The organism is Salinirubellus litoreus, assembly GCF_037335815.1.
In the GTDB taxonomy this organism is placed as follows: domain Archaea; phylum Halobacteriota; class Halobacteria; order Halobacteriales; family Haloarculaceae; genus Salinirubellus; species Salinirubellus litoreus.
Genome location: NZ_CP147841.1, coordinates 3,129,875 through 3,142,466, shown reverse-complemented (window position 1 = coordinate 3,142,466; position 12,592 = coordinate 3,129,875). Strand labels below are relative to the sequence as shown.

The 12,592-nt window shown below is 69.6% G+C and carries 12 protein-coding genes; 6 read left to right on the top strand and 6 right to left on the bottom strand.

What is annotated here, in order from left to right; translation table 11 throughout:
• Positions 1 to 21: 21 nt before the first annotated feature.
• Positions 22 to 1,011: an aldo/keto reductase gene (locus WDJ58_RS15700; protein WP_338914218.1), complete on the bottom strand. Its 990-nt coding sequence runs from the start codon at positions 1,009 to 1,011 to the stop codon at positions 22 to 24.
• 255 nt (positions 1,012 to 1,266) lie between these two features.
• Between WDJ58_RS15700 and fba the strand changes: the two genes are divergently transcribed.
• The 4 genes from fba to WDJ58_RS15680 all read left to right on the top strand — a co-directional run bounded on the left by fba (position 1,267) and on the right by WDJ58_RS15680 (position 5,929).
• Positions 1,267 to 2,283 (top strand): class II fructose-bisphosphate aldolase, encoded by a 1,017-nt coding sequence (fba, locus tag WDJ58_RS15695; protein ID WP_338914217.1) that lies wholly within the window; start codon positions 1,267 to 1,269, stop codon positions 2,281 to 2,283.
• 54 nt (positions 2,284 to 2,337) lie between these two features.
• A complete protein-coding gene (locus tag WDJ58_RS15690; RefSeq protein WP_338914216.1) occupies positions 2,338 to 3,879 on the top strand; it encodes an FGGY-family carbohydrate kinase in 1,542 nt (513 codons plus the stop codon).
• A gap of 102 nt (positions 3,880 to 3,981) precedes the next feature.
• On the top strand, positions 3,982 to 5,028 hold the full coding sequence (locus WDJ58_RS15685) for an NAD(P)-dependent oxidoreductase (protein WP_338914215.1): 1,047 nt from the start codon (positions 3,982 to 3,984) through the stop codon (positions 5,026 to 5,028).
• 469 nt (positions 5,029 to 5,497) lie between these two features.
• On the top strand, positions 5,498 to 5,929 hold the full coding sequence (locus WDJ58_RS15680; RefSeq protein WP_338914214.1) for a cupin domain-containing protein: 432 nt from the start codon (positions 5,498 to 5,500) through the stop codon (positions 5,927 to 5,929).
• A 23-nt stretch (positions 5,930 to 5,952) separates the two neighbouring features.
• Here WDJ58_RS15680 and WDJ58_RS15675 read toward each other — a convergent pair whose 3' ends face one another.
• Positions 5,953 to 6,684: an RraA family protein gene (locus WDJ58_RS15675; protein ID WP_338914213.1), complete on the bottom strand. Its 732-nt coding sequence runs from the start codon at positions 6,682 to 6,684 to the stop codon at positions 5,953 to 5,955.
• A gap of 327 nt (positions 6,685 to 7,011) precedes the next feature.
• Between WDJ58_RS15675 and WDJ58_RS15670 the strand changes: the two genes are divergently transcribed.
• Complete coding sequence (locus WDJ58_RS15670; protein ID WP_338914212.1) at positions 7,012 to 8,235, top strand: PLP-dependent aminotransferase family protein; 1,224 nt, start codon at positions 7,012 to 7,014, stop codon at positions 8,233 to 8,235.
• A gap of 79 nt (positions 8,236 to 8,314) precedes the next feature.
• Here the strand turns inward: WDJ58_RS15670 and WDJ58_RS15665 are convergent, their stop codons facing one another.
• The 3 genes from WDJ58_RS15665 to WDJ58_RS15655 form a co-directional block, all read right to left on the bottom strand.
• Positions 8,315 to 8,722, bottom strand: coding sequence for a VOC family protein (locus tag WDJ58_RS15665; RefSeq protein WP_338914211.1), 408 nt, complete (start codon positions 8,720 to 8,722; stop codon positions 8,315 to 8,317).
• Positions 8,723 to 8,903: 181 nt separating this feature from the next.
• Complete coding sequence (locus tag WDJ58_RS15660) at positions 8,904 to 10,283, bottom strand: RimK family alpha-L-glutamate ligase (protein ID WP_338914210.1); 1,380 nt, start codon at positions 10,281 to 10,283, stop codon at positions 8,904 to 8,906.
• 101 nt (positions 10,284 to 10,384) lie between these two features.
• Positions 10,385 to 11,098: a haloacid dehalogenase type II gene (locus WDJ58_RS15655; protein WP_338914209.1), complete on the bottom strand. Its 714-nt coding sequence runs from the start codon at positions 11,096 to 11,098 to the stop codon at positions 10,385 to 10,387.
• A gap of 396 nt (positions 11,099 to 11,494) precedes the next feature.
• On the opposite strand from WDJ58_RS15655, the gene WDJ58_RS15650 reads away from it, so the two are divergent.
• Positions 11,495 to 11,836: a hypothetical protein gene (locus WDJ58_RS15650; RefSeq protein WP_338914208.1), complete on the top strand. Its 342-nt coding sequence runs from the start codon at positions 11,495 to 11,497 to the stop codon at positions 11,834 to 11,836.
• Positions 11,837 to 11,845: 9 nt separating this feature from the next.
• Here WDJ58_RS15650 and WDJ58_RS15645 read toward each other — a convergent pair whose 3' ends face one another.
• Positions 11,846 to 12,499, bottom strand: coding sequence for a hypothetical protein (locus tag WDJ58_RS15645; protein WP_338914207.1), 654 nt, complete (start codon positions 12,497 to 12,499; stop codon positions 11,846 to 11,848).
• Positions 12,500 to 12,592 lie beyond the last annotated feature (93 nt).

The window sequence follows — 12,592 nt, the reverse complement described above, 5'->3', positions numbered from 1 at the left end:
ACGGGGCTCCGGGTCCCGTCTCTACTCGTGGCCGACGACCTGGACCGGCCCGTAGGGTTCTTCGAGGTAGTCCTGGTCGCTCTGGGAGAGGTCGACCTCGAGTGCCTCGACGGCGGCCTCGAGGTGCTCGACCGAGGTGGTACCGACGATGGGGGCGTCGACGGCGTCCTGGTGGAGGAGCCAGGCGAGGGCGATCTGGGCCATCGAGACGCCCTTCTCCGCGGCGAGTTCCTCGGCCCGCTCGTTGATCTCGTCGCCCCCGTTCGCCCGGTAGGCGTCGACGCGCTTCTGGAAACGGCTCCCCTCGATGTGCTGGCCGCGGACCGTGTCGAGGAACGCCTCGTGGGGACGCGAGAGGTAGCCGCGGGCGAGCGGCGACCAGGGGATGACGCCGACGCCCTCCTTCTCGCAGAGGGGGAGCATCTCGCGTTCCTCCTCGCGGTAGGCCAGGTTGTAGTGGTTCTGCATCGTCGCGAAGCGGTCGAGGCCCAGCGAGTCGCTGGTGTGGAGCGCCTCGGCGAACTGGTGGGCCCACATCGAGGACCCACCCAGGTAGCGGACCTGCCCCCGCCGGACCGCGTCGTCCATCACCCGCATCGTCTCCGAGATGGGCGTGTCGTAGTCCCAGCGGTGGGTCTGGAGGAGGTCGACCGTGTCCATCCCCAGTCTGTCGAGGCAGTTGGCGAGTTCCTGCTCGACGGCCTTTCGCGAGAGCCCCTGGGCGTTGGGGTTGTCGGGATCCATCGGGTTGTAGACCTTCGTGGCGACGACCTGCGAATCGCGGTCGTAGTCCGCGAGGACGTTCCCGAGGACCCGCTCGGACTCCCCCACCGAGTACATGTTGGCGGTGTCGAAGAAGTTGATCCCGAGGTCGATCGCCCGCTCGATGATCTCCCGTCCCCCTTCCTCGTCGAGGACCCACTCGCGCCAGTCGCTCGACCCGAACGACATGCACCCGAGACAGATCCGCGAAACCGTCATGCCGGTCGACCCCAGCGTCGTGTACTCCATGACTTCCCCACGCGACGGCACGCGACATAAGCGTTCGCTCGGCGGACGTACGCTCGGGTCGCGAGAGTCGTCGTCCCGCCGGCGACCTCTGCGGAGACTCGTGGATCGAGAGCGGTGGGACTGGTAGTTTTATCCCTCCAGCCCGAGCATCCGCTTCGGTATGCGGGCCACAGCACCCAGGGAGTCAGGTGAACCGCCCGGCGTCCGTGCGACCGACCCGTCGGACACCGGGGACGGGGCGACGGGGGCGGTCGGATGACGTTCCGGGGCGGCCCGGAACTCGAGACGGTGTACGACCACGCGCGGGCCGAGGGTCACGGGTTCTTCGCCAGCAACGTCACCACCCCGGAGATACTCGTCGGGCTGATCCGGGGGGCCGAGCGCACCGGTTCGGACGTCGTGCTCCAGCTCAAGCGCGACACCGCCGAACACGTCGGCGCGGGCGACCCGGCCGCGGGTGCCTCGATCATCGGCGAGTACCTCCGGACGATCGGCGAGAACGCCGACGTCGGCGTCTTCCTGAACGTCGATCACCTCCGCCCGGGCGAGGAGGCGTTCCTCGATTCCTGCCTCGACGTCGGGACCCCCGCGTCGGTGATGATCGACGCCTCCCACGAGCCCTTCGAGGAGAACGTCCGCATCACCCGCGAGATCCGCGAACGACTCGACGCCCGCGACGACGGGATACTCCTGGAGGCCGAACTCGGCACCATCGAGGGCGAGGAGGGTGGCGTCCGCACGGACGAGGCGTTCTACACCGACCCCGAGGAGGCCGTCGAGTTCGTCGACCGATCGGGGTGTGACCTGCTCGCGGTCTCCATCGGGACGGAACACGGCGTCTCGGCGGGCCGGGACCTCGACCTCCGTCCCGACCTCGCCGCCGACATCGACCGGGCGCTCAGGGATCACGGCCTCGACGTCCCGCTGGTCGTCCACGGCGCGTCGGGCCTCGAGGACGACCAGATCCGTCGGCTCCTCGAGACGGGCGTCTGCAAGTTCAACAAGAACACCCGCTACCAGTACGAGTACGCCCGGACGGCCCACGACTTCTACGCCGCCCACGGCGACGCCATCGTCCCCCCCGAGGGGGTCGAGGACGACCGCGAGGGGTTCTTCGCGGACGCCGAGTGGTCGCCCCGGAAGGCCGAGTTCGGCCCGCCGGTGGTGATCGAGGAGATCCGCGAGCGCATCGCCGAGGTGATGGCCGACCTGACCCACCTCACGGGGAGTGCCGGCGAGAGCCTGTACGCCGACTCCAGCGCCGATGAGTGAGCGGATCGCGAGGAGACGGCTGGTCACCGACGGCGGACGGACGTGGAGGTCGCGATGACCGACTGGCTGCTCGGTATCGACGCCGGCCTGACGAACGTGAAGGCGGCCGTCTACGACGAATCCGGGGCCGAGCGGAGCGTGGGAGTCGCCAGTCCGGCGGACCTCGCGCCCGCCCCGGACCGCGCCGAGCGCGACCTCGACGAACTCTGGTCGGTCGTCACGTCGGCCGTCTCGGAGGCGATAGAGGACGCACCCATCTCGGACGAGGACGTCACCGGCGTCGGCGTGACCGCCCACGGCCACGGGCTGTACGCCCTCGACGGATCGGGTGACCCCGTCAGACCGGGGATCAAGTCGACGGACAACAGGGCCGTGGGCATCCGAGACGAGTGGGAACGCGAGGGCCTGCTCGACGAGGTCGAGGCGGTCGCCGGCTACCGGCCGTTCGCCGGCGACCCGCTCTGTCTGCTCGCCTGGCTGAAGCGCGAGGAACCCGACGCCTACGACGCCGTCGAGACGGTCCTCTTCTGCAAGGACTACCTGAAACACCGCCTCACGGGTGTCGTCTGTACGGACGAGATGGAGGCGAGCGCCTTCACCGACCACTCGACCAGCGAGTACGCGACCGACCTCTTCGACTCGCTGGGCATCGGCGAGGTAGCCGATGCGCTCCCGCCGATCACGCCCAGCTGGGAGGTCTGTGGTGAGGTGACCGAGGAGGCGGCCGCGGAGACGGGGCTCGACCCCGGCACACCCGTCGCGTCGGGGCTCCACGACGTCGGCGCGACCGCGCTCGGGTCCGGCGTCCACCGGGACGGTCAGGCGATGCTCATCGTCGGCACGTGGGGTCAGAGCATCGTCGTCCGGGAGGAGCCCCCCGGGCGGGACGAGGCGGCGGGGAGCATCACCCGGCGGTACCTGGAGGACGGCTGGCTGGTCTACCGGGGGAACCGATCGGCGGCGACCTGCGTCGACTGGTTCGCCGAGCGGGCCGGGACGGACTGGCATCGCGAGGCTCGGGAGAAAGAAGTGAGCCCCTACGAGGTGTACGAGCGCGTCGTCGACTCGGTCCCGCCAGGCGCGGAGGGGCTGCTCTTCCACCCGTTCCTCCACGGGTCGACCGCGCGGCCGAGCGCGAGGGCGGGGTTCTACGGCCTCCGGGAGTCACACGGCTCGGCCGAGATGCTCCGGGCGGTCTACGAGGGGGTCGCCATCGCCCAGTGCGAGGGAGTACGAGGGATCGCCGACCCGTCGTCGCTCTCGACGGTCCGTCTCGGCGGGGGCGGCGCGAAGAGCCCCGTCTGGGTACAGATCTTCGCCGACCTGCTCGAAGCGCCGATCGAGGTCGCCGACGGCTCGGAGGCCGGCGCGCGCGGCGCGGCCATCTGTGCCGCCGTCGCCACCGGCGTCCACGCCTCGCACGGCGACGCCGTCGACGCGATGGTCGGCCTCGAACGGGCCCACGACCCCGATCCGGACCGGGCGGAGACGTACCGACACCTCCAGCGGACCTTCCGCGAGACGCTCGACCGGATCGAGCCCACCTGGGACCGACTGGAGGAACTTCGCGAGCGGACGGCCACGGAGGACGGTTGAGATGACCGACGATCGCGACCCGGGCGGACGGCGAGGGAGATCGACAGAAGGCGGACGACACGTGACCACGACCACGACCGCGACCGACGACCACCACGACACATGACAGACGATACACCCACCTGCCTGCTGTGCGGCGACCCGCAGCAGCCGAGCGAGTACATGTACGAGAACGCGGCCGCGCTCGAGGAGCGCGGTATCGAAGTACGGACGATGGACTGGCGGGCCGACGTCTCGGCCGCCGAGTTCCGCGAAGTGACGATGGAGATGGAGGAGCGGGGGCCGGCCGACTACGACGACTCGTCCATCAGGGCGAACCTGAATGGAGTGAACTACCTCGTCGTCCACAAGGCCCCCGTCTCGGCCGGGCTGGTCGAGGCGGCCGAGGACCTGGAGGTGGTGGGCGCTGCCCGCGGCGGGACCGAGAACGTCGACGTCGAGGCGGCGAGGGAGGACGGTGTCCGCGTCCTCCACGCACCCGGCCGGAACGCGAACGCCGTCGCCGACTACACGCTGGCGACGATGCTCGCACACCACCGCCGGGTCCCCTTCTTCGACCGGACGACGACCGCCGGCGACTGGGAACTGGAGTTCGACCCCGACCGGCTTCCACGGGACCTCGTGAACCTCACGGCGGGAGTCGTCGGATTCGGGAACGTCGGGCGGAAGGTGGCCCGTCGACTCGCGGGGTTCGAGGGCGACGTACTCGTCCACGACCCTTACGTCGAGGACGACGTCGTCCGGGAGACCGGCGCGACGCCGGTCTCCCTGGAGGACCTGCTCGAAGGGTCGGACATCGTCACGCTACACGTCCGGCTCTCCGAGGAGACGCGGGACCTCCTCGGGGCCGAGGCGTTCGAGCGGACGAAGGAATCCGCGTTCCTGGTCAACACGGCCAGGGGCGGGCTCGTCGACGAGGACGCGCTCGTCGAGGCGCTCGACGCGGGCGAGATCGCGGGGGCCGCACTCGACGTCTTCGAGGACGAACCGCTCCCCGAGGACCACCCGCTGCTCGGACGCGACGACGTGACGCTGTCACCACACACGGCCGGGTCGACCCGGGACGCCGTGCTCAACGGTTCGGCGATCGTCGTCGAGGGGTTGCTGGCGATCCTCGACGGGGAGACGCCGGGGAACGAACTGACCTGAGTCGGTCCGCGCGGGATCCGGGGCCTGCCTCGTCGGTCGGGGGCGGGCCAAGCCAGGCTCCATCGCACGCCAGGCCGATCTCGAATCCCGTCGGTCGGCCTCGATGCCCGGCTCTCCAGCCGGGGTCGCCCCGACGAATTATTACGGCTACTTCTATCGATAACGACTCCGCCCGAACGACGAACGGATTCCACTAATACGGGCTGAGACGAGCGTACCGCCTCTGAGACGTGTCTAAACCAGCACAAGAACAGCCGTTCGTCGTTCCGTCCGGTTCGAGATTCGATCGGTTGGTACCGGCTCGAATCGCGTATTAGGTCCGATAACCGAACGAAACCGGACGAGAGCGTTGCGTGATTTCACACGGGATCGACCGGACCATATATTAGTAGATGTAGTTTCGGTCGAAATCGTCGCTTCGGATCCGTCCGACGTCGGAGTATAAGTCGGGGACCGCGAAAGGGAATCCATGTCGTCCGGCTACACCGTCCGAATCCGCGACGAACTCGATCCCCGCCCCGACAGACCGGGGACGCGGTGGGAGCTCTCGCCCGAGCTGGGTATCGAACCGTTCAACTTCAACGTCGCCGTCGTCGCTCCGGGCGATCGGCTCTCGAAGAACCACTATCACTACCACGAGAACCAGGCCGAACTCTGCTACGTCGCCAGCGGCCGGTGCCGGGTCGAGGTCGCGGACGGCGGGTACGCCCTCGGGCGGGGCGACGTGGTGACGTTCGAGGCCGGCGAGGCGGGCGTCCACGTCCTCCACAACCCCTACGACGAGCCCTGCGAGGTGGTCGCCGTCGGGTGGCCGCCCGACGGCCGATACCCCGTCGAGATGGTCCGCGAGACCGCCGACCTCCTCGAGGAGCGCTACGGCGAGGAGGTCCCCACCGGGTAGCGCCCCCCGGGATCCGGGAACGGCTACTCGCCTTCGTCCTCGTCGTCGCCGTACTCCTCGCCACCGAACGCGGCACGCACGTCGGCCGCGTTCGACGCCGCCTGGACCTGCTCCTGGAGGTCCTCCTCGCGGTCCTCGAGTGCCTTGACGTTCTCCAGGACGTCGTCGAGCCGGTCCGCGGGGAACTTCACCGCGCCGTTCTCGTCCATGTGGATGATCTCACCCGGCGCGACGTCCATCCCCTGGATCGAGACGGGGACGTTCACCGCGTGGACGGCCATGTCGCCGTGACCTGCCGCGGTGCCCGTCGCGAGGTACTGGAACTCCATCGGGCGTACCTCGTCGACGTCGCGTATCGGGCCGCTCGAGACACAGCCGATACAGCCCAGCGACTGCATCGCGGTGGTCATGTTCCCGCCGGTGAGCCCGACGCTCCCCGCGATCTCCTCCGGGAAGTCCTGTTCGAGCGCCAGTATCGTGGGCTTCTCCGAGTCGTCGAGCGCGTCGACGACGTTCATGAAGCTCAGCTCGCCGAAGTTCGGGTCCGGCAGCCCGTAGACGCACGTCACGGCGAACCCCGCACGCGGCCCCAGCTCGGGGTACATGGTCTCGACGGTCTGATCGGTGTACCAGTCCCGGCTCCACGGGTTGTACAGCCCGAGACAGAGCGGGTCGTCCGGATACGTGGCAACGACGTTCGTGATCGAGGGCGTGTCGAACTCCTCCAGCTCCGCCAGTTTCTCCTGCGTCGTCATCGGTCCGCCCGTCGAGGAGTGGGGGGAATAACCTTTCCCACGCCTCCCGGGCAGTCGGCCGATTCCGCGGTACGAGGACGGCCGGGGCCTCGCACAGCGTTGATGTAGGACCCACCAGATCGGAGGGTAGGGACCGAACCGAAGGATGCTACACGACATCGAACTCGAAGGCGGCGAGGGGAAGACCGGAGACACGTACGCGCCGAGCCGTTCGACGCGGTGGGGGTCGAACGCGGGACCGACGGAGAGTCCGCCAGCGGGCCGGGACCCGCTCGGGTCGGGGCCCGCCGCGGACGGACCGGCTCGCGGCACGCGGAGGTACCGGACGTGAGCGACGACGAGCGCTCGGGCGCGTTCGACCACCTGTTCACCGCGGCGGTCCGGGACGGCCTCGGCGAGGAGGGCTACGGGAGCTGGCGGTCGATCGACGAGCCCGACGCGGTGTCGCTGAGCTTTGGCTTCCCCTACCCGGAATCGTTCCCGCACGACGAACTCGTCGCGGCTGCGGAGGCCGTGTTCGAGGAGGAGCGCGACACGGCGCTGCAGTACGGGGGCGGCGACTACGCCGACCGGCTGGTCGAGGTCGTCGCCGAGCGCGAGCGCGACCGGGGGATCGACTGCGGGACGGAGAACGTCCTGCTGACCAACGGGGCGACCCACGCCATCGACGTGGTGTGTCACACGTTCCTGGAGCGGGGCGACGAGGTGTTCGTCGAGGCACCGACGTTCATGGGGACGCTGAAACTGCTCGGGAACTACGGCGTCGAGATCACCGGGTTCGGGAACGACGCCGACGGCCTGCGGGTCGACGCGGTCGCGGACGAACTCGAACGGCGCGAGGAGGCGGGCGAGACCCCACCGAAGCTCCTCTACACCATCCCGACCTTCCAGAACCCGACCGGCACCACCCTGTCGCGCGAGCGCCGCGAGCGGCTGCTCGACCTCGCAGAGGCACACGACTTCGTCATCGTCGAGGACGACGCCTACGGCGCGCTCCGGTACCACGGGGAGGACCTGCCGCCGCTCGCGGCGCTCGATGAGTCGGGACGGGTCGTGCGGACGAACACGTTCTCGAAGACCATCGCGCCCGGCGTGCGCTCGGGGTGGGTCCTCGCGGACGAGGAGATACTCGAGGAGGTCACCCGGATGCGCGCCGGGGGTGCGAACACGTTCACCCAGGGCGTCCTCGGTCGGTACTGCACCGAGGGGCCGTTCGAGGAGAACGTCGCCGAACTGCGCGGGCGCTACGCCGAGCGGCGCGATCACATGCTCGACCGTCTGGAGGAACACATGCCGCCGGGGACGGACTGGACAGAACCCGACGGGGGGTTCTTCGTGTGGGTGACGCTCCCCGAGGGTATCGACACGGATGAACTGCTCCCGCGGGCCGCAGAGGAGGGCGTCACGTACCTCCCGGGCGAACAGTTCTTCCCCGACGACCGGGGCGAGGACTGCCTGCGGCTCTCGTTCAGCCACGTCTCGCACGAGGAGATGGAGCGGGGGATCGAGGCACTGGCCCGCGCGACCCGGTCGAGGATGGCGGAGCACTGACGGGCGAACCCCGAGGGGGACGCGAGGGCCGCCGTTAGGGTGCAGACCGCACGTGATCCGTCGATCAGATCTGTCGACCTCACTCGGGGTCGAAACACACGAGTTCGACGCTGTTCCCGTCCGGGTCGGCGAGGTAGAGCGAGCGCCACTCGACCCAGTCGTGGTACGCGTAGTCGAGGTCGTACCCCAGCCCCTCCAGCCGCTCGGCCTCGGCGTCGAACGCCTCGCGGCGGATACCGAACGCGACGTGATCGACGGTCGTCCGGTCGGGATCCGGCGGGACGTACCCCTCGGTCCCCGTCCGGTCGAACACCACGAGCACCTGCGTGTGGCCGGCGACGCCGTCGCCCGCCCGGAAGAACGCGCTCGTCTCGCCGGGCGGGTCGTCGATACGTTCGAGCCCCAGCACCTCGCCGTAGAACTCGACCATCTCGCCCAGCCGCTCGGTCCGGAAGGCGACCTCGCCGAGGCCCTCGATGGCGGTCATGCTCCACGGAGACGCTCTGCGAGCATAGGTCGTTCGACGGGCACTCCTCGCCGCACTCGCGTTCCACGAATCAGCCGAACGGTCGGATCCGAACCTGACAGCCGTTCCCCTCCGGGCGTGGTGTGACGACTCGACCGGTCTCCAGGGCGACGAGCGGGGCGCGAAACGCTCCCCTCGCCGGCTACTCTTCCGGTGGCTGCTCCTCGCCGGTGACGGACGTATCGTCGACCCGCCGGCTGATGTCGAGGTGGTAGTGCCTGAGGACGTCCCGGCCGAGCAACAGCGAGTGGGTCATGTGCGAGCGGTCCTCGACGTTCGCCTCGACGGTGTGCTGTGTGCCCGCGATACCGACGACGAGGTCCACTACCGGCCGCGGACGGCTCCGGTCGCTCGACCCCGAGCGGACCCGACTCACCGTGTGTATGGGGCCGGCACCGATCTCCGCCGCCAGTTGGAGGTCGATGCTCGTCCGAGCGGCACCGGTGTCCGATTTACCGACGATCGTCCGGGTCCCGCTGGTCCCGCTGACGACGACCCGCTCGGTGAACCCGAGGACGACCGGTTCCTCGAACGCCTCGGACTCCGGCGTCGGCGTGCAGGTCGGCGTCGAATCGTCGAGCGTGGCCGCGAGCTCGCGGACTCGCTCCTCGTCGACGGTCCCGCCGGCACGTTCGATGGCGAGTCGGGCGATCTCCGGTGCCGGCGAGCGGCCCGTGGCTCGGTAGAGACCCTTGAACCCGGCGGTCGGGTTCACCTCGAGGACGTACCAGCCGTCTTCACCCTCGATGAGGTCGACCCCGGCGTAGTCGAGACCGATCAGCTCGGCCGACCGCCGCGCCAGTCGGTCGGCCTCCTCGGGGAGGTCCCCGGTGGCGTCCCGGACCTCCCCGCCTCGCGCGACGTTCGTCCGCCAGTCGCCCTCGGCGGCGACACGGTACATCGCGCCGACCACCTCCCCGTCGACGACGTACACCCGGAGATCTCGCGGTCGTTCGTCGCCGCGACCGATCAGTTCCTGCAGGAACGCCCGCCTCCTGCCGACCTTGGTGGTCAGCGTCTCGCTCGTGTCGACCTTCCACGCGCCGCCCCCGTGGGTGCCGATGGCCGTCTTGTAGACCGCCTCGGGGCCGAACTCGTCGCGAAGGAGGTTGAGCCGGTCGGCACTCAGTGCCAGCAGCGTCCGCGGGAGCGGGACCTCGCCCGCCGTCGCCATCGTGGCGGCTGCCGCCGTCTTGTGGGCCGCCCGTGCCGTCGCGTCCGGCGGGTTCAGCATCGGCCTGAGCGCGGCCAGCGTCCGCGCGATGCCCAGTTCCTCGGTGGGCTGGTCGGTGTTCGACAGCAGGAGCCGGTTGGCGATGACGTCCACGTCCGGCTCTAGGCTCGCGCCGCCATCGTCGACGCGGAAGACGACGTTCTCCTCGCGGAGCCACTCCGTCCCGTGACCGAGCGCCTCCACTGCGTTGAGGATGGCCTTCGACTCCTTGCTGTTGTGGAAGCTCAACACCCCGACTGTAACGGGGTCCCCGGCACCCGGCACGGGGACCGTGCCTCGTGTGGTCATGGTACGGGATCCACGTTCTCTCACTTTACACCATCGCCGGGGCCGCCCCTCCCCGTGGGCGAGACCCGGGTGGAGGCCCGATCGGACGTGAGGCCCCGTCGTCAGGTACCGAGCCGCTCCGCGAGGTCCACGAAGTCGTCGGCGACGACGTCGTACGCGGAGTCGGCCGGTCGATCTGGATTCTCTCCCGTCCCCCACTCGTCGGGGCGGTGGACGTAGGCGGTACGGAGCCCCGCCTCGCGGCTGGCCTCGAGGTCCCGCTCGTGGGCGGCGACCATCGCAACCTTTCCGGGCGCGACGTCGAGGAGGTCGACCGCCGTCAGGTAGGCCTCCTCGTCGGGCTTGTAGTGCCCGGAGAGCTCCGCCGAGAGGATCAGGTCCCACGGAATGCCGGCGCGCTTGGCCATATCGGCGAGGAGGCGGACGTGGCCGTTCGAGAGCGTCGCCACCATGTACTCCGAGCGGAGCCGTCTCAGTCCGGGGATGGCGTCCGGCCAGGGGTCGAGACGATGCCAGGTACGATTGAGGTGGTCGACCTCCTCCTCGGTCAGGCCCTCCACGCCGAACCGATCGAGGAGCCCCTCCAGCGACTCGCGGTGGAGCGCGTCGAGGTTCCGCCAGGGTATCTCCCCCTGACGCACGCGCTCCATCGAGGGCTGGTACTCCTCGCGCCAGGCGTCGGCGAACGCCGCCCAGTCCACGTCGAGGCCCTTCTCCTCCCCGAGCCGTTCGCCGTCGCGGACGACGCCGCTTCGCCAGTCCACGACCGTCCCGAAGACATCGAACAGGAGCGCGTCGACGTCAGCGAGCGTCATCGGAACCCTCCCGTCGGTGCGGTGGTGCGGACGGTTCTCGCTCTCGTCCCGACGACTGCGGGCGCCGCGTCGGTGGTCCGTGCCATGACCGACGCTCCGCGCTCGACACCTTCACTCTTGGGTCGACGTCCCCCGGTCGGTCCCGGGCCTCGATCGGTCGCCGGACCGTCGAACCGAGGACCGGCGGCCGCCGCCGGAAGTCGGGGGCAAGCGACGGATACGGGGTATCGCCGTGGCCCGGCGGTGGTCATTCGGTGGCAGACGCTCACCCCGTCGGTCGGGGGTCTCACGGCGGGCTCCCGGTCGAGGACGACGAGTGATCTCCTCTCCCCTCCCCCGATCACACAGATTGATGCCAGTCGGCCCTCCACGGTCGCGAATGTCGGCACGAGCCGGTTGCGCGAACTGATCGAACGGCCCGCGATACTCCCCGCGATGGGCGGGTACGACGCCCTGTCCGCACGTCTCGTCGAGCAGGCCGGCGGGGAGGTGGTCTATATGAGCGGCTCCTCGGTTTCGACCTCCGTCCACGGCTTCCCGGACGTGGGGCTGACGACCATGACCGAGATGGTCGACCGGGCGCGGGGGATGGCCGGCGTCGGAGCGTTCGACCTGCTCGGTCAGGAGAACCCGGACGTCCGACTCCACCTCTTCAACGACTGTGGCCACCTGCCCTACCGGGAGCACCCGGCGGCGTTCTCCCGGCTCGTCACCGGCTTCGCCGACCGGCGAGGCTGACCTCCCGGATCACTGATTCGAAGGGACGAGGATCTCCGGGCTGGGTCCCGTGTTTGCCGTCACTCGGCGTAGCCACTCGGGGTAGCCGAACGATTCGTCCGGTTCGAGTTCGACCGGGAAGTCCGCGCCGAACAGTTCGGCAGCTACGGCGTCGAAGACGCTCTCGAGATCGTCCGGACGCCCCGCTACCTCCAGACAGCAGGTCCAGGCCGTCTCGGACACCGTCCTCCCCTCCGTCACCTCGACCTCCGCCGTCGTGGGTCCCGACACGTTCCCGGCGAGCGACCCGATCTCGGCACCGTCGAGCGCGTAGAGCGTCCGCGTCTTCTCGATCGGGAGCCACAGCCCGGTCCGATCTGCCGAGGTGGGATCCGGTGCGCGATCGAGCGGGAAGCTCCACTTGTACCACTGCTCGACGTTCCCCGCGACGCCGGGGGCGAGGTCGTGCCGCCCGAGCTCGCCGAGCCGGCGCTTCACTTCGATGGACTCGCCGCCCCGGCGCTTGACGTTGAGCGAGGGGCCGAACGGCGAGAGGTAGGAGTCGGTCCGCGTCGAGGTGTCCACCGACCCGAGCGCGGCGATCCACTCGTCGAGTTCTCCCGGAGGTGCCCCCGTTCCGAACCAGCGGACCTCCAGCGAGTTCGTCTCCGAGGTCCCGTCCATGGCGTTCCGACGCCCGGCGTAGGTATGAATCCTCTCCGCTCGGTGCCACCTCGTCGGGAACCTTCGATCGGAGCCGTACCGTATTCGGGTCGG

What these genes read in the sequence shown, in the direction of transcription:
- WDJ58_RS15690 (WP_338914216.1), top strand. Translation starts at nt 2,338, where the DNA reads ATGACCGACTGGCTGCTCGGTATCGACGCCGGCCTGACGAACGTGAAG.
- WDJ58_RS15685 (WP_338914215.1), top strand. Translation starts at nt 3,982, where the DNA reads ATGACAGACGATACACCCACCTGCCTGCTGTGCGGCGACCCGCAGCAG.
- WDJ58_RS15655 (WP_338914209.1), bottom strand. Translation starts at nt 11,098, where the DNA reads ATGACGCTCGCTGACGTCGACGCGCTCCTGTTCGATGTCTTCGGGACG.
- WDJ58_RS15680 (WP_338914214.1), top strand. Translation starts at nt 5,498, where the DNA reads ATGTCGTCCGGCTACACCGTCCGAATCCGCGACGAACTCGATCCCCGC.
- fba (WP_338914217.1), top strand. Translation starts at nt 1,267, where the DNA reads ATGACGTTCCGGGGCGGCCCGGAACTCGAGACGGTGTACGACCACGCG.
- WDJ58_RS15665 (WP_338914211.1), bottom strand. Translation starts at nt 8,722, where the DNA reads ATGACCGCCATCGAGGGCCTCGGCGAGGTCGCCTTCCGGACCGAGCGG.
- WDJ58_RS15660 (WP_338914210.1), bottom strand. Translation starts at nt 10,283, where the DNA reads ATGACCACACGAGGCACGGTCCCCGTGCCGGGTGCCGGGGACCCCGTT.
- WDJ58_RS15645 (WP_338914207.1), bottom strand. Translation starts at nt 12,499, where the DNA reads ATGGACGGGACCTCGGAGACGAACTCGCTGGAGGTCCGCTGGTTCGGA.
- WDJ58_RS15700 (WP_338914218.1), bottom strand. Translation starts at nt 1,011, where the DNA reads ATGGAGTACACGACGCTGGGGTCGACCGGCATGACGGTTTCGCGGATC.
- WDJ58_RS15675 (WP_338914213.1), bottom strand. Translation starts at nt 6,684, where the DNA reads ATGACGACGCAGGAGAAACTGGCGGAGCTGGAGGAGTTCGACACGCCC.